Source organism: Actinoplanes sp. NPDC051470, assembly GCF_040682035.1.
GTDB lineage: Bacteria > Actinomycetota > Actinomycetes > Mycobacteriales > Micromonosporaceae > Actinoplanes.
Genome location: NZ_JBFBAA010000034.1, coordinates 59,225 through 74,812 on the forward strand (window position 1 = coordinate 59,225; position 15,588 = coordinate 74,812).

General features: G+C 69.5%; 18 protein-coding genes, 1 pseudogene and 1 riboswitch. Of the genes and pseudogenes, 12 read left to right on the top strand and 7 right to left on the bottom strand.

Annotation, left to right across the window (positions count from 1 at the left end):
- From AB0M54_RS39545 to AB0M54_RS39590, 10 genes and pseudogenes are all read left to right on the top strand, one after another.
- Nucleotides 1–759, top strand: coding sequence for an ABC transporter permease (locus AB0M54_RS39545; protein WP_364477157.1), 759 nt, complete (start codon nt 1–3; stop codon nt 757–759).
- On the top strand, nt 756–1,523 hold the full coding sequence (locus AB0M54_RS39550) for an ABC transporter permease subunit (RefSeq protein ID WP_364477159.1): 768 nt from the start codon (nt 756–758) through the stop codon (nt 1,521–1,523). Before AB0M54_RS39545 ends, AB0M54_RS39550 begins: the two co-directional genes overlap by 4 nt.
- A 2-nt stretch (nt 1,524–1,525) precedes the next feature.
- Nucleotides 1,526–2,305: an ABC transporter ATP-binding protein gene (locus tag AB0M54_RS39555; RefSeq protein ID WP_364312780.1), complete on the top strand. Its 780-nt coding sequence runs from the start codon at nt 1,526–1,528 to the stop codon at nt 2,303–2,305.
- 13 nt (nt 2,306–2,318) lie between these two features.
- Complete coding sequence (locus AB0M54_RS39560; protein WP_364312783.1) at nt 2,319–2,951, top strand: GntR family transcriptional regulator; 633 nt, start codon at nt 2,319–2,321, stop codon at nt 2,949–2,951.
- Between the two features lie 23 nt (nt 2,952–2,974).
- Nucleotides 2,975–3,358: a PPOX class F420-dependent oxidoreductase gene (locus AB0M54_RS39565; protein WP_364312785.1), complete on the top strand. Its 384-nt coding sequence runs from the start codon at nt 2,975–2,977 to the stop codon at nt 3,356–3,358.
- Nucleotides 3,359–3,535: 177 nt separating this feature from the next.
- Nucleotides 3,536–4,243 carry a 2-phosphosulfolactate phosphatase gene (locus tag AB0M54_RS39570; RefSeq protein ID WP_364477161.1) on the top strand — a complete coding sequence of 236 codons (708 nt, stop codon included), beginning with the start codon at nt 3,536–3,538 and terminating at the stop codon, nt 4,241–4,243.
- 388 nt (nt 4,244–4,631) lie between these two features.
- Nucleotides 4,632–6,026: a M14 family zinc carboxypeptidase gene (locus tag AB0M54_RS39575; protein ID WP_364312791.1), complete on the top strand. Its 1,395-nt coding sequence runs from the start codon at nt 4,632–4,634 to the stop codon at nt 6,024–6,026.
- Nucleotides 6,027–6,237: 211 nt separating this feature from the next.
- Nucleotides 6,238–7,368, top strand: a complete 1,131-nt coding sequence (locus AB0M54_RS39580; RefSeq protein ID WP_364312794.1) for an Ig-like domain-containing protein — start codon at nt 6,238–6,240, stop codon at nt 7,366–7,368.
- A 99-nt stretch (nt 7,369–7,467) separates the two neighbouring features.
- A riboswitch (cobalamin riboswitch) is annotated at nt 7,468–7,679 on the top strand.
- Nucleotides 7,680–7,773: 94 nt separating this feature from the next.
- Nucleotides 7,774–9,798, top strand: a pseudogene (locus AB0M54_RS39585) (ribonucleoside-diphosphate reductase subunit alpha); the annotation flags it as partial.
- 38 nt (nt 9,799–9,836) lie between these two features.
- Nucleotides 9,837–10,832 carry a ribonucleotide-diphosphate reductase subunit beta gene (locus AB0M54_RS39590; RefSeq protein ID WP_364477186.1) on the top strand — a complete coding sequence of 332 codons (996 nt, stop codon included), beginning with the start codon at nt 9,837–9,839 and terminating at the stop codon, nt 10,830–10,832.
- A gap of 28 nt (nt 10,833–10,860) precedes the next feature.
- Here AB0M54_RS39590 and AB0M54_RS39595 read toward each other — a convergent pair whose 3' ends face one another.
- The 4 genes from AB0M54_RS39595 to AB0M54_RS39610 form a co-directional block, all read right to left on the bottom strand.
- A complete protein-coding gene (locus tag AB0M54_RS39595; RefSeq protein ID WP_364477163.1) occupies nt 10,861–11,427 on the bottom strand; it encodes a GNAT family N-acetyltransferase in 567 nt (188 codons plus the stop codon).
- Entirely contained in the window at nt 11,424–11,972 is a 549-nt protein-coding gene (locus tag AB0M54_RS39600) for an N-acetyltransferase (protein ID WP_364477165.1), read from the bottom strand. The genes AB0M54_RS39595 and AB0M54_RS39600 overlap by 4 nt, the downstream gene beginning before the upstream one ends.
- A gap of 76 nt (nt 11,973–12,048) precedes the next feature.
- On the bottom strand, nt 12,049–12,198 hold the full coding sequence (locus AB0M54_RS39605) for a hypothetical protein (RefSeq protein WP_364477167.1): 150 nt from the start codon (nt 12,196–12,198) through the stop codon (nt 12,049–12,051).
- A 99-nt stretch (nt 12,199–12,297) separates the two neighbouring features.
- Nucleotides 12,298–12,537, bottom strand: coding sequence for a hypothetical protein (locus AB0M54_RS39610; RefSeq protein WP_364312801.1), 240 nt, complete (start codon nt 12,535–12,537; stop codon nt 12,298–12,300).
- A 139-nt stretch (nt 12,538–12,676) separates the two neighbouring features.
- On the opposite strand from AB0M54_RS39610, the gene AB0M54_RS39615 reads away from it, so the two are divergent.
- Entirely contained in the window at nt 12,677–13,516 is an 840-nt protein-coding gene (locus AB0M54_RS39615) for a phosphoribosylaminoimidazolesuccinocarboxamide synthase (protein WP_364312803.1), read from the top strand.
- Here AB0M54_RS39615 and AB0M54_RS39620 read toward each other — a convergent pair.
- From AB0M54_RS39620 to AB0M54_RS39630, 3 genes are all read right to left on the bottom strand, one after another.
- Nucleotides 13,494–13,784 (bottom strand): DUF3040 domain-containing protein, encoded by a 291-nt coding sequence (locus tag AB0M54_RS39620; RefSeq protein WP_364312806.1) that lies wholly within the window; start codon nt 13,782–13,784, stop codon nt 13,494–13,496. The two genes, AB0M54_RS39615 and AB0M54_RS39620, sit on opposite strands and share 23 nt — an antisense overlap.
- Nucleotides 13,785–13,875: 91 nt before the next feature.
- A complete protein-coding gene (locus AB0M54_RS39625) occupies nt 13,876–14,076 on the bottom strand; it encodes a hypothetical protein (protein WP_364312809.1) in 201 nt (66 codons plus the stop codon).
- On the bottom strand, nt 14,073–14,369 hold the full coding sequence (locus AB0M54_RS39630; protein ID WP_364312812.1) for a hypothetical protein: 297 nt from the start codon (nt 14,367–14,369) through the stop codon (nt 14,073–14,075). Before AB0M54_RS39630 ends, AB0M54_RS39625 begins: the two co-directional genes overlap by 4 nt.
- Nucleotides 14,370–14,594: 225 nt before the next feature.
- Here AB0M54_RS39630 and AB0M54_RS39635 point away from each other — a divergent pair, with 225 nt between their 5' ends.
- A complete protein-coding gene (locus tag AB0M54_RS39635; RefSeq protein ID WP_364312814.1) occupies nt 14,595–15,536 on the top strand; it encodes a helix-turn-helix transcriptional regulator in 942 nt (313 codons plus the stop codon).
- The last annotated feature ends 52 nt before the right edge of the window (nt 15,537–15,588 follow it).

Below are 15,588 nucleotides of genomic sequence, written 5' to 3' on the forward strand. Positions count from 1 at the left end.
ATGAGGGTGCTGGCGCCTCTCGGCGGCGTGGCCATCCTGGTCGCCGCCGCCGAGATCCTGCCGCGCGCGGGCCTGGTCGACGATCGGTTCCTGCCGCCGTTCAGCACGACGGTCGCCGCCCTCGGCCGGCAGACCGTCGAGGGCGACTTCTGGCTGGCCCTCGGGCAGACCCTCGGCGGCTGGGCGCTCGGCCTGGCCATCGCCATGATCGCCGGGGTGGTGGCCGGCGTGCTGATCGGCAGCGTCCCGATCCTGCGCAAGGTCACCGCCTCGACGATCGAGTTCCTGCGGCCGATCCCGTCGGTCGCGCTGATCCCGCTGGTGGTGCTGATCTACGGCAGCCGGATCCAGTCGGCCCTGGTGCTGGTCGTCTATGCGGCGTTCTGGCAGGTGCTGGTGCAGGTGCTGTACGGCGTGGCGGACATCGACCCGGTGGTGCGTGACACCGCCCGGTCGTTCCGGTTCACCCGCTGGGGCGTCGTGCGCAACGTGGTCTGGCCGACCGCTCTGCCGTACGTGATGACGGGCTTCCGCCTCGCCGCCGCGGTCGCCCTGATCCTGGAGATCACCGCCGAACTGATCGTCGGGGTGCCCGGACTGGGCCGCTCGATCGGCGTGGCGCAGTCGTCCGGCGCCGTTCCCGACACGTACGCGCTGGTCCTGGTCGTGGGTCTGATCGGCGTCGCGGTCAACGTGGGCGCGCGGGCGGTCGAACGCGGCACCCTGCGCTGGCACACGAGCGTGCGGAGCGAAGCATGAAACGCCTGCTGTACGCGGCCGCGTTGCCGGTCGTGCTGGTGGCCGTCTGGTGGGTCGTCTCGGCGTACGCGCAGAGCTTTTTCTGGCCCCCCTTGCCGAGCGTCATCAAAGCCTTCCCGGCGACCTGGACCGCCGACCGGCTGGTCAACGACGTGCTGCCCAGCCTCGCGCGGCTCGCCATCGGCTACATGATCGCGCTCGTCGGCGGCGTGGCCCTGGGCGTGGCGATCGGCTCGAACCGGACCCTGCGCGCGATGGCCGAGCCGGTGCTGGAGTTCTTCCGGGCCATCCCGCCGCCGGTGCTGATCCCGGTGATCGCGCTGTTCGCCGGCTACACCGGGTGGACCAACAAGGTCATCACGATTGCGCTGGGCTGCCTGTGGCCGATCCTGCTGAACACGGTGGACGGGGTCCGATCGGTGGACGAGGTGCTGCGTGACACCGCACGCTCGTACCGGCTGGGCCCGGCGGCCCGGCTCCAGCACGTGGTGCTGCGCGGCGCCAGCCCCCGCATCGTCACGGGCGCGCGCCAGGCCCTGTCGATCGGGGTGATCCTGATGGTGATCAGCGAGCTGTTCGGGGCCAACCGAGGGCTCGGCGCGTCGATCGTGCAGTTCCAGCGCGGGTTCCAGGTGCCCGAGATGTGGACCGGGATCATCCTGCTGGGCCTGCTCGGCGTCGTGTTGTCGGTGCTGTTCCGGCTGGTCGAGAACCGGACGCTGGCCTGGTACCACGGCCAGCGGCAGTCGGAACGGAAGGGATGAAGGTGCCTGACACCAACGCCGTCAGCCTCGACGTCGACGGGCTCGCCAAGACGTACACCGGCCACGGCCGGGACGTCGAGGCGATCCGCGACCTGACCTTCAAGGTGCAGCAGGGCGAGCTGCTGTGCGTGGTCGGCCCGTCCGGCGCCGGCAAGACCACGCTGCTCCGTTGCATCGCCGGGCTGCTCGACGCGACCGGCGGGCAGGTGCGCCTGGACGGCGTGCCGGTCACCGGGCCGCCGGCCGGGATGGCGGTGGTCTTCCAGGAGTACGGGCGCAGCCTCTTCCCCTGGCTGACCGTACGCAAGAACGTCGAACTGCCGATCAGGTCCCGACCCGGCCACCGGCAGTCGGCCGACGCCGCCCTGGCCGCGGTCGGCCTGCTCGACAGCGCCGACGCGCACCCGTGGCAACTCTCCGGCGGCATGCAGCAGCGGGTGGCGATCGCGCGGGCCATCGCGTACGAGCCCAGCGTGCTGCTGATGGACGAGCCATTCGCCGCCGTCGACGCGCAGACCCGGGCCGACCTGGAAGATCTGGTACGCGCCCTGTGGCAGCGCCTCGGCATCACCATGGTGTTCGTCACCCACGACATCGACGAGTCGGTCTACCTGGGCCAGCGGGTGCTGGTGCTCTCCAACCGGCCGACCACGGTGCTGGCCGATGTACCCGTCGATCTCCCGGCCGAACGCACCCAGCTGGAGACGCGCTCCTCGCCGGCCTTCGCCGACATTCGTGCCCAGGTCTGGACGCTGGTTCAGCGGGCCAAGAACTCGTCTTGAATACGATCTCACCATGAGTGACGTCCTGTCGGAGTTGCGCGCGGCGATCCTGCGCGGGGAATACGCCCCCCGCCAGCGGCTGATCGAGAACGAGTTGGCCGAGCGCTTCTCCACGAGCCGCTTCGTGTTACGGAACGCGTTCACGAAGCTGGCCACCGAGGGGCTCGTCGAGCTTCAGCCCAACCGCGGCGCCCGGGTCCGGGAGATCTCCCTCGACGAGGCCATCGAGATCACCGAACTGCGCCGGGCCATCGAGGGGCTGGTCGCCGCCCGCGCCGCCGAGCGGGTCACCGACGAGGAGATCGCCTCGCTGCGCTCACTCGGCCAGGAGATGCAGTCGGCGGTCGGCCGATCGGACATGTTGCGCTATTCCGAGCTCAACGCCCAACTGCATTCCCGGGTACGCGCGATCGCCCGTCACACCTCGGCCAGCCGGATCATCGAGCAGCTGCACGGGCAGATGGTCCGCCACCAGTTCCGGCTCTCCCTGATGCCCGGCCGCCCGTTCACGTCCCTGCCGGAACACCTGGCCATCATCGAGGCCATCGCGTCCCGTGACGCCGCCGGCGCCGAGGAGGCCATGCGCACCCACCTGAGCAGCGTGCTGACGGCGCTGACGACGTTCGCCGCGATGCCGCACGCATGAGATGCACTCTGAAAGGGCCCACCATGATCGACCCGTCCGTACGTCGAGTCCTCGACGGCACCCCGATCGCTCACCTGGCCACCGTCGGGCCCGACGGCTCGCCCCACAGCGTCCCGATCTGGGTGGGCACCCACGACGACCACATCGTGTTCCTGACCGGCCCGGACTCCCGCAAAGCCCGCAACCTGCGCCACGACCCCCGGGTGGCGTTGTCGATCGCGCCGGCGGACGACCCGTTCACGCCGGTGGTCATCCGCGGCCGGGTGGTCGCCTGGCTGGACGGGGACGCGGGCTGGCAGGTCGTCGACCAGCTGGCCATGAAGTACATCGGAGCGCCCTACGCCCGCGACCAGGCTCGCGTCGTGGCCATGATCGAGCCGTCAAAGCAGACCGTCGGCATCGGCTGATCTTGAAATTTTCCACGCGTCCGCCACCCCCACCCCCACCCCCATGGGTGGGCGTGGAATGTAGCGCGCGATTGTGACGAACCGTGGCGTTATCCACAGGCGACCGGACCGACTCCCCCGAGCGATCCCGCCACGGTCCACCCGACCGAGCACGCGCCAGGTGAATAATCCCCAGTCGTGCAAAAGGGAAGAGTCCGTTTCGACTGGGGTCTGACCGGTGGTCGCGCGATCAGCACGGACGCCGACATCGTCGTAGTCGTGGACGTCCTGTCGTTCACCACATCAGTAACCGTCGCGCTGGACGCCGGGATGGTGGTGCTCCCGTACCGCTGGAACGACGAGACCGCCGCACGCTTCGCGCAGGACAAGAACGCGGCGCTGGCTGTGGGGCGGCGCGCGGCCGGCCCGCGCGACTTCAGCTTGTCGCCGGTCACTCTTCGCCAGTGGGGTACGCCCGGAGCACGCGTTGTCCTGCCTTCGCCGAACGGTTCGACGATCGCGCTGACCCTGGGCGCCGGCCACGCGAGGACGGTGGCCGCGTCCTTGCGCAACGCCGGCGCGGTCGCGAGGTGGATCTCCCGGCAGGGCGACGTGACAGTGGCCGTGGTCGCGGGCGGCGAGCACTGGCCGGACGGCACGCTGCGCCCTGCCGTCGAGGATCTCTGGGGCGCCGCCGCCGTCCTGCGTGGCCTCGACCTGACCGACGCCAGCCCGGAGGTGCGCACCGCGGCCGCCGCGCCGTCCGGCGACCTGGCCGGAACCGTCAGCGGCCGCGAGCTGATCGAGGGCGGCTTCCCGGACGACGTGGCGATCGCCGCCGAGTCCGGCCACAGCGACGTCGTGCCCGTGCTGACCGACGGCGAGTTCCACCCGGCCCTGGCGTGATGCATCGAGATGCTCAGAGCAAAGGTCCGAGGTGACGACCGGATCGGCCGCAGCCCGTCCAGGCCAGCGCGCCGACCAAGCCCCGCGGCAACGCGACCAGCCGAGGGGCGACCAGGCACTACGGTCCGTGCCGGCCATCCCGCATGGCGAGACATAGTGACGAGTATCTATCAACCAGATACGGCACGTGATTACCCGGTCACGAAAGGGCGGACGTTTGACCCGGTCGGGGGCTGCCGGGCGTACGGTCCAACGGGTTCGGCGGGATCTTGAGGGGATCACAATCGGACTCGGAGCGGTGTGCCGTCGCGGTTTCCGGCTTGACACGCGGGGGCTCGCCGACGTGACCGTCTGGTCTCACGGGCGGACTCTTCGTAAGGATGGGCGGATGATCGACGCCCTCCCGGCCTGGCTCCTCGCCGAACTCACCACGGTTCCCCACTACGAGGCGTTTGCCGGGGTGGACGAGTTGCACGCCGGATTGCGCCGGATCGCCGAGCGCTACCCGGACGTGGCGACGCTCCGGCGCTGTGGCAGCTCACGGCAGGGAGACCCGCTCTGGTGCCTGACCGTGGACCGGCGGCCGGACGAGGCGCCCGGCTCGGTGCCCGAGGCGCTGGCGTTCGGGCTGCCCCACCCCAACGAGCCGATCGGCGGGCTGACCGCGCTGCATCTGGCCGAGCGGCTGTGCGCCGACGCCGGGTTACGGGAGCGGCTGGGCTTCCGGTGGCGGATCGTGGACTGTGCCGATCCGGACGGGCTGCGGCTGAACGAGGGCTGGCTGCGCGGGCCGTTCACCCGGGCGCACTACGCGCGGCACTTCTACCGCCCGGCGGGCCGGGACCAGGTCGAGTGGACGTTCCCGATCAACCACGAGGACGCGTACTTCGACGACCCGATCGCCGAGACGCAGGCGCTGATGCGGCTGATCGACGAGTACCGGCCGGCCCTGGTCGCGTCCCTGCACAACAGCGAGCTGGGCGGCGCGTACTACTGGCTCAGCCGGCCCGAGCCGGCCCTGCACCCGGTGCTCCAGGGAGTGCCGCAACACCTGGGCATCCCGCTCGACCGGGGTGAGCCCGAGGCGCCCGACCTGGTGGTGCTGGACGACGCCATCTACGAGGCGACGGCCCTGGCCAAGGTGTACGAGCGGACCATGGCGCGCGGCGAGCGGTGGGCGATCCGGGGCGGCAGCACCACCTGGTACGCCGACCGCTGGGGCGCCCTGATGCTGGTCAGCGAGCTGCCGTACTGGCACGACCCGCGGGCCGGGGACACCTCGCCGGCCGGCGTCACCTACCGTGACGCGCTGGCCGCGAACGCCGCCGAGCTGATCGACGTGGCCGACCTGCTGACCCGCACCCTGTCCGCCGTGGAGCACAACCTGCTCGCCCCGGACTCGCCGTTCTGGCGCGCCGCCCGGTTCTTCACCCGCTTCCTCGCCGAGGCCGGCCCGGCCCGCAAGGAGCGCAGCCTGCGGCCCACGGCGGACCGGCCGGCCACCGTTGCCGAGGCCACGTCGCTCGCCCTGAACGTGCACGAGTGGCGCCTGCGCTACGGCGGTGTCCTGCTGCGGGCGTTACGCGGCGAGGCGGCGGTGGGCAATGTCCGTGCGGCGGCCCGGTCGGCGCTGGCCGAGATCGAGCAGCGGTACGCGGACTGGCTCGTCGCCGACGCGCGGGCCGCCGAGCTGGCGCCGATCGAGATCCGCCGCCTGGTCGGGTCGCAGTACGCCGCCACGATCGCCGCGGCCGCCCACCTGAGCGGCACGCTGACCGGGTGAGCCGTTGATGGCACGAGTCTGCTGGCGCGCTCGGGCAACCGTCTGGCGGCGATCGGACGTCGCGCCGTGCCCGAAGAGGAAGCCGGGCGTCGCCCCATGATGCCGACTGTCGCCGGCTGCCGGAAAGTTGACTGATCGGCCAGCGCGTCGACTGTGGACGCTGTCCTAAAGTCAGGCGGCGGGACCGACGGCGACGAAGCGGGGGCGCAACGTGAAGGCACGGCGATGGACCGCGGCTACGGCCATGGGTCTGATGGTGGCGGCGGGAACGGCGACCCCGGCCGCGGCGGCCGGCACCCTGGTGTTCGGCACCGGGCTGCTCGAGGGTCAGCTGGTCGGCTCCAAGCAGTACATCTCGCCGACCTACGCCCCGACCGCCGTCCAGGTCGAGCTGCTGATCGACGGCGTGGTCCAGGTGCGCCAGGCGGTGAAGGACGGCCCGCTGCTGCTCCAGCCGGCCGTGGCACAGAACAATCTCGAGGTCTCGGTGACGGTCCGGGCCTACGACGCCCGGGGCGCCGGCGACCAGGCGTCCACCCGGGTCAAGGTCGACACCGATCCGCCGCAGGCGACCTTCTCGCCCGCGCTGACCGACGTCGTGCACGGGCCGACGACGATCACCGCCACGCCGGTCACCGACGATCTGACCGAGGTCGTCCTCTATGACACCGCGGGCAACGTGCTCGGCCGCCGCACCGAGGCGCCGTTCACGATCACCTGGGACGCCACCGGCAAGGACGGCCGGCTGCTGGTCAAGCTGGTCGACAAGGCCGGCAACACCGCGTCGGTGCAGACCCAGTTCCAGGTCGACGACCAGGGCCCGGTGGTCACCTCGATCGAGCCGGCCGAGCGGGCGCTGGTCCGCGGGGCCAACCTGAACACCACGGTCGCGGCGACCGACCTCTCGCTCCCGATCTCGGCCCAGCTCACCGGCGCGGCCGCCCCCGACACGGTTCCGCCCTATTCGGCCACCGTGCCGATCGGCGGCGACGGCGCTCGCGTGCTGACCTGGACGCTGACCGACCGCTGGGGCAACCGGTCGGTGACCCGGCGGATCGTGGTGGTCGACAACACCCTGCCGACGATCTCGATCACCGCGCCGGCGTCCGGCTCGCAGCTCTCCGGCATCTGGACCATCCCGGTGCGGGTGGCCGACCTGAACGGCATCGACCGCGTCGAGATGCGGGTCAACGGCCGGACCAAGGCCATCGACACCACGTCGCCGTTCTCGGTGAAGCTGAACACGCAGATCTACGGCGACACGTTCACCGTGGTCTTCTACGTCTTCGACAAGGCCGGCAACGTCGCGAGCACCAGCCCCCGCACGTACCGCAAGCTCTGAGCGGCGGCCGCCGACCAGCCGGCCGGCCCGGCGGTAAGCCGCCATGAAACGACACGCCGCGCCACATGTTGTGTTGTGCTTCCGTCGAGTCCGCCATATATGGTGTTGCTCGCAGCTGGTTCGATCTTCCGTCCGGAGGGTCGAGGCAACAGGGAATCCGGTGTGAATCCGGAACTGCCCCGCAGCGGTGAGCAGGAACGACCGCCGTCATGAAGCACTGGGCTCCGGCCTGGGAAGCGACGGCCACTAGGTGACCCGGCGACGGGTCGTGCCCGCGAGTCCGAAGACCTGCCAGCGCGCCGCGCATGAGTGTGCGCGGCGGTCGAAGGCCGCGTGGGACGGCCGACGCCATCAGCCGGGCCGCGTCTCGCGGGGTTCCCCGGTGGCGTCCTCCTGCGCGTCCGACGGTACGCCCACCAGCAGGGCCTGATCAGCGACAAGACGCTGACCTTCGTCACGCTGAACGCCCGCAAGCTGGACGACGCCGTGGACAACGCCGGTGACCTGCGGTTCGAATACTTCGGTGTGCGTACGGTGGCCGACCGCTACCTGCTGCGGCACCCGTCGACGCGGCTGGTGGTCGAGACGCCGCAGTACTGGCTGCTGCGCGTCGCCTGTGGCCTGTCGGAGACGCCGGCCGAGGCGATCGGCTTCTACCGGCTGATGTCCTCGCTGGCCTATCTGCCCAGCTCACCGACCCTGTTCAACTCGGGCACGTCGCACACGCAGATGTCGTCGTGCTTCCTGGTGGACTCGCCGCGCGACGAGCTCGACTCGATCTACGAGCGCTACCACCAGGTGGCGAAGCTGTCCAAGTTCTCCGGCGGCATCGGCATCTCCTGGTCGCGGGTCCGCGGCCGGGGCGCGCTGATCCGGGGTACCAACGGCAGGTCGAACGGCATCGTCCCGTTCCTCAAGACGCTGGACGCCGGGGTGGCGGCGGTCAATCAGGGCGGCCGCCGCAAGGGCGCGGCCTGCGTCTACCTGGAGCCGTGGCACCCGGACATCGAGGAGTTCCTCGAGCTGCGCGACAACACCGGCGAGGACTCGCGCCGCACCCACAACCTCAACCTGGCCAACTGGATCCCGGACGAGTTCATGCGCCGCGTCGAGGCCGACGGCGAATGGTCGCTGATCGACCCGTCGGACGCGCCGGAGCTGCCGGACCTGTTCGGCGAGGCTTTCGACGAGGCCTACCGCGCCGCGGAGAAGAAGGCCGTCAAAACCGTCAAGGCCCGCGACCTGTACGGCCGGATGATGCGCACCCTGGCCCAGACCGGCAACGGCTGGATGACCTTCAAGGACCGCTCGAACCGCCTGTCCAACCAGACCGGCGCCCCGGGCAACACCATCCACCTGTCCAACCTGTGCACCGAGATCCTCGAGGTCAACTCCGACGCCGAGACCGCCGTGTGCAACCTCGGCTCGATCAACCTGGGCGCCCACGTGACCGCCGGCGGCGTCGACTGGGAGCGGCTGCGTGACACGGTCCGCACCGCGGTGGTGTTCCTGGACCGGGTCATCGACATCAACTACTACCCGTCGGAGCAGGCGGCGGCGTCGAACCCGCGCTGGCGTCCGATCGGCCTGGGGCTGATGGGTCTGCAGGACGCGTTCTTCACGCTGCGGTTGCCGTTCGACTCGGCCGAGGCGAAGGAGTTGTCGACGCGCGTACAGGAGGAGATCTTCCTGACCGCCCTGGAGTCCTCGACCGCGCTGTCCGAGCGGTTCGGCCCCTACCCGGCCTTCGATGAGACCCGGGCCGCGAAGGGCGACCTGCACCACGAGCTTTGGGGCGCGCCGGCGACGCAGACCGAGCGATGGACGGCACTGAAGGCCCGGGTGGCCGAGCACGGTCTGCGTAACAGCCTGCTGATCGCGATCGCCCCGACGGCCACGATCGCGTCGATCGCCGGCTGCTACGAGTGCATCGAGCCGCAGGTGTCCAACCTGTTCAAGCGCGAGACCATGTCCGGCGAGTTCCTTCAGATCAACACCTATCTGGTACGCGAACTCAAGGCGCGCGGCCTCTGGACCCCGGCCATCCGTGAGCAGATCAGGCGGGCCGAGGGCTCGGTGCAGGGCCTCACCGGCCTGCCCGGCGAGGTGCGCGAGCTGTTCCGTACCGCCTGGGAGCTGCCGCAGAAGGCGCTGATCGAGCTGGCCGCGGCCCGGCAGCCCTTCATCGACCAGTCGCAGTCGCTGAACCTGTTCCTGAGCTCGCCCACCATCGGCAAGCTCTCCTCGATGTACAACTTCGCCTGGAAAGCCGGGCTGAAGACCACGTACTACCTGCGGTCGCGGCCCGCGACCCGGATCCAGCAGGCCACCGTGTCGATCGCACCCGTCGTGCCGGTTCCGGCCGTCGACGAGGTCGAGGCCGTGGCCTGCTCCCTGGAGAACCCCGAGTCCTGTGAGGCCTGCCAGTGACCACCGTTCCTGCCCCGCGCGAGACCACCGACCAGCGGATGCTGCTGGACCCGGGCATGGACCTGACGCTGCGGCCGATGCGCTACCCGCACTTCTTCGACCGCTTCAAGGACGCCATCAAGAACACCTGGACCGTCGAGGAGGTCGACCTGCACTCCGACCTCGCCGACCTGGCCAAGCTCTCGCCGGCCGAGCAGCACCTGGTCTCGCGGCTGGTCGCGTTCTTCGCCACCGGCGACACCATCGTGGCCAACAACCTGGTGCTCAACCTCTATCAGCACGTCAACTCGCCCGAGGGCCGGCTCTACCTCTCGCGGCAGCTGTTCGAGGAGGCCGTCCATGTTCAGTTCTATCTGAACCTGCTGGACACCTACGTCCCCGACGAGAGGGAGCGGAACGAGGCGTTCGCCGCGGTCGAGAACATCCCCTCGATCGCCCGCAAGGCCGAGTTCTGCTTCAAGTGGATCGACTCGATCTTCGAGCTGCGCTCGTTGCGGACCCGCGAGGACCGGCGGGCGTTCCTGCTCAACCTGATCTGCTTCGCCGCCTGCATCGAGGGCCTGTTCTTCTACGGCGCGTTCGCGTACGTCTACTTCCTGCGCTCCCGGGGGCTGCTCAACGGCCTCGCCTCGGGCACCAACTGGGTGTTCCGCGACGAGTCGATGCACATGGCTTTCGCCTTCGACGTCGTCGACACGGTCCGCGCGGAAGAGCCGGACCTGTTCGACGCCGAGATGGAACAGCAGGTCAAGGACATGCTGGCCGAGGCCGTCGAGTGCGAGGTGCAGTTCGCCGCCGACCTGCTCGAGCAGGGCGTCTCCGGCATGTCCCTGACCGACATGCGGGAGTACCTGCAGCACGTCGCCGACCGCCGCCTCGGCGTCCTCGGCATCGACCCGATCTACGGCAGCAGGAACCCGTTCGCCTTCATGGAGCTGCAGGACGTGCAGGAGCTGTCCAACTTCTTCGAGCGGCGCGTCTCGGCCTACCAGGTCGGTGTCACCGGAAACGTCAGCTTCGACGACGACTTCTGAGCCGCCTTGGTTGTGCGGCCGGCCGGGCTCACCGGCCGGCCGACGACCGTTCCAGGAAGGCCAGCTGTGCGGTCTTGTGGGGCAGCGTGACCTGGGCGTCGAAGACGAAACCGAGGCGCTTCCAGCGGCGCAGCGCGCGCTCGTTGCGGGCGTCCGGCTCGACCACGATCCGCTGCCGCGCCGGCACCTGGAAGACGAAGCGAAACAGCGCCGCGGAGACCGTACCCGTGAAGTCCTGGATCTCTTTCTCGGCCGGGGCCAGGAAGAGGTGGATGCCGAAGTCGCCGGCCTGCACCGGGTAGTACTCGCCGATCGGATCGTGCTCGGGCTCGTAGGTCTGGAAGATGCCGATCGGTGTGCCGTCCAGCTCCATCAGGTAGGCGTGGTGGGTCTCCAGGCCGTCCAGGAACTCGTAGATCTCGCGGACCTCGTCGCGCGAGTTCTCGGTCATGCCCCAGAACTCGGCGCGCCGGGCGCTGACCCAGGCGTAGATCGTGTCCAGGTGTGCCGCCGGGTCGAGCCGGACCAGCTCGAACGTACCCAGACCGGGAAGTTCCTCGGTGTACACGCTCACGATGCTCTGCCGCTGCGTCATGACGCTCGTTCCGCTCGGTCATGACGCAGCGGGAGCGAGCGGACCAGCATCCGGTGTGGACGCCAGCCCGGGAACGGGACCACGTCGCCGACGTGTTCGAAGTGGCGGCTCTCCAGCGCGTGCCAGACCCGGGTGTTGGTGTCGGCGACGGCCATCGTCGTGCGTTCCTCGGTGCGGGCCGCGAGCAGCTCCACGATCATGCGTACGCCGAGGTCGGAGCGCCGCGCGCCGGGCAGCAGGAATGCCTCGCAGAGCGCGAACGTGCGGCCCCGCCACTCCTTCACCAGGGCCGGGTCGGCGTCGCCGAGGTCACGCCACCACAGCGTCTCGGGCGGCAGCGGGCAGCCCACGACCGCGCCGACGACCTCGCCGTTCGCGTAGCCGACCGCGGCCTGGAACCCGGGCGCCTCGGCGGTCCAGCGGAGCCGGTCCTCGGGCGACGGGTCACTGTGGTCGGTCAGGTGCAGGTCGCCGGCGTGGACCCGGCGGTAGACGGCGGCCAGCGTGGCCAGGTCGACCCGGTCGGTGATCTTTACGGTGCTCATGACAAGGCCTTCCCCATGTCCGAGATTAGCGAGGCTAACCTAAGACGAAGTCAGTAGGAAGGCGTCAGGGTGTACGTCACGGTGCGGGTGTAGGTGCCGGCCTGGCCAGATAGTTGATCTTGCCGCGCATGGTGAGGTTGATCGTGTCGGTGGGCGCGGCCACGGTGGCGCCGGCGATCTGCTCGGGCGCGGCCGAGAACCCGGCGTAGCCACCTTTGACCGTCACCGCCGTCGAGTTGTCCGATGCCCACCCCGATCGGCCGCCTTGAGAACCGAGATGGGTTCTGCTGAGCTGCGGCTTGGTAGCGGCTGGCGCTGACCGTGCTTACCGCGAGATGCCTGGGAACGCCTTGACGAGGATGTCGATCAGTTCCTGCGCGCGGGCGCGGTCGAGCTGAATGCTCTGACTGGACTTGGGCTGGCTCTTGCGGGTGTCGCTCCCGAAGGTGGAGAGATGCAGGACGCGGTCATCTCCTCCGCCGACAACAGCCCACTCGCAGTCGACGTCGGTCGAGTGCCGCTTGACGTTCTGGCTCGATGCTCGAAACGACCTGATGATCGCCATTGGTATCCCCCCAGTAGGAAGTCTGTCGCCGATTTTAGGATGAATGCCGGGGAGTCGGGCGCACGAGCGCCGAGCCGGGCGAGCCGACCACGTCAGCTAGTCTTCGGCCGACCCCACCTATCGATCGCTGGGAGAACTCGTGGAGCTGTTGCACTCGGGGAAAGTTCGGGACGTCTACTCGGACGGGGACGATCTTCTTCTGGTGGCCAGTGATCGGGTGTCGATTTTTGATGTTGTCCTGCCTACACCTATTCCCGACAAAGGGAAGATTCTCACCCAGCTGAGTCTCTGGTGGTTCGAGCAGCTCAAGGACGTCGCGCCGAATCATGTGCGGTCGGCGGGGGATGTGCCGGACGAGTGGCGGGGGCGGGCGGTTCGCTGCGAGCGGCTCCGGATGGTCATGGTGGAGTGCATCGCTCGGGGGTATCTGGCCGGCTCCGGGGTCAAGGACTATGCCAAGGAACGGGCCGTGGGGGGCAACCCGCTGCCGGACGGGCTGGTGGAAGGGTCACGGCTGCCTGAGCCGATCTTCACGCCCTCGACCAAGGTTGCGCCGGGGCAGGGGCATGACGAGACCGTCACGTACGACGCGGTGGTGGCCCAGGAAGGGCCGGACGTGGCGGCTGAGCTGCGGCGGATCACCATGGAGGTGTACCGGCTCGGGTCCGAGATCGCGAAGGAACGCGGGATCCTGATCCTGGACACCAAGATCGAGGTGGGGTTCGGGGAGCGCGGCCTCACGATCGCCGATGAGCTGCTTACGCCGGACTCGAGCCGGTTCATGCTCAGCGAGGACTGGCAGCCGGGCACCTCACTGCGGTACCTCGACAAGCAGTTCCTGCGGGACTGGGCGATCACCGAGCGCGCCGACTGGGACCGCACCGCGCCGGGGCCCGAGATCCCGGAAGCGGTGGTCGAGGCGACGCGTAACCGGTATGTCGAGGCCTACGAGCGCCTCACCGGGGATCGCTGGACCTGAACCGCTGGGTGCGGCCGGCGAGGGGGGCGCGCTTCTTGACCAGGTGTACGCCGTAAGCGGCGCCGACCACGGCCATGAAGAAGCCGGTCCAGCCGCCGAGCCAGATGCACACCGGCGCCAGCGTCCACAGCAGAACCGCCAGGGCCAGGCGCAGCCGTCGCCGGGGCGGGCGGGTCAGCTTGTCGATCCGGCGGTTGAACCGTGGGTCGCCGGCTCGCAGGCCCGCCACCAGACTGTCGAAGGACTGCTTCTCGTGTGGTTCCAGCACCTGACACCTCCACGATCAGAGCGCTGACGACATCGACTACCCGCGAGTCGGGGCGTCAAAACGTCAGACGCGCTCCAGCGGAGGGGTGAGACTAGCGCGCGTTCTCGGGCTCCCGAGTCGTCGTCGCGTGGGGGCGGGGCCAGCCGGCTCGCTTGCCGCAACCGGCGCAGCTGAGCTGGTCGCCGCAATGCGTGCACCAGTCGTTGGTGCGTCGCAGGTACCAGCCGAGGGCGACACCGGCCAGGAGGCTGGCCAGGCCGATGATGGCGGCGAGCGCCACCGCCCCGGTCACGCGGCGTTCCGCACTTCGGCGGGTACGCGCTTCACCAGCAGAGAACGGTTGTCGAGCGCCGGGTCCTCGTCGGCGCGCTTTTCCACGCAATCGGCGGTGAACGTGTCGACGCCGGTGCCGAGAGCGGCGCCGGGCCGATAGGTGACCGTGACGGCGCGCGCGGAGGCGGCCTCGATGACACCGGCCCGCCAGCCGTTGCGGTAGACCCACACGGGGTCGGCCTTGTGATAGGTGTCAGCCGGCAGAACATCCTGAGGGTCGCGCTCCGGCGGGGCGATGGTCGGAGTGGACATCGGGGAAGCCTCCAAGATCAAGTGCTTCAACGTCGGCGGGGGAGCACCTCGGTCGAGAAATCGAACTTTTCAGCACGCTGTGTCAGCAGGTCGATACGCGCCTGTCAGCTATCATGCTCGCGAACCAGTGCAATCGCAAGGCCGGATGCACGTGCATATGGCTCGTGCGAGTTCCATGAGATGGATGCATCGGACGGTTTCGTGCCGGACGATCACACCCCTAAGATGCGAAGGGACTGCGTGCCGGCAGCCCTCATCAATGGAGATCAAGAGGCGGGAAGTCACGTGACTGCGGAGGAGGCGCCGGGCAGCGGCCCGACCGTGCTGCGCATCCTTCTAGGTGCACAACTTCGGCGGCTGCGCGAAGGCAAGGCGATCACCCGCGAGGACGCGGGGTGGGAGATCCGCGCGTCCGGCTCCAAGATCAGCCGCATGGAACTCGGCCGGGTCAGCTTCAAGGAGCGTGACGTCGCCGACCTGCTGTCCCTCTACGGCGTCACCGATCTCAAGGAGCGCGAGGCGCTGCTGGGCCTGGCCCGGCAGGCCAACAACCCCGGCTGGTGGCACCACTTCGGCGACATCCTGCCCGGCTGGTTCCAGTCCTACCTCGGCCTGGAGGCCGCGGCGACGCTGATCCGCACGTACGAGATCCAGTTCGTGCCCGGCCTCTTGCAGACCCCGGAATACGCCCGCGCGGTCATCATGCTCGGCCACGCCGGTGCGAACGCCGACGAGATCGACCGTCGGGTGGAGCTCCGCCGGCAGCGGCAGATGGTTCTCAACCGGCCCATGCCACCGCAGATCTGGGCCGTGGTGGACGAGGCCGTGCTCCGCCGCCCGATCGGCGGCGTCGAGGTGATGAAGGCTCAGATCGAGGCCCTGATCGAAGCGGCCAAGCAGCCCAACGTACGGCTCCAGATCATCCCGTTCGACGCCGGCGGCCACGCCGCGGCGGGCGGACCGTTCTCGATCCTGCGTTTCCCGGAGCCCGAGCTGCCCGACGTGGTCTACGTCGAGCAGCTCACCAGCGCCATCTATCTCGACAAGCGCGAGGACGTCGATCAGTACGCCATCGCGATGGAACGCGTCTGCATCGACGCCGACCCGCCGAACCACACGCCGGAGATTCTCGAGAAGCTCCTGCACGAGGTCGGCCGGCCGGGCTGAGCCTGACCCCCGTCTGAGGCTGACCCGGGCGGCGGGACGAGCCTCAGCATGT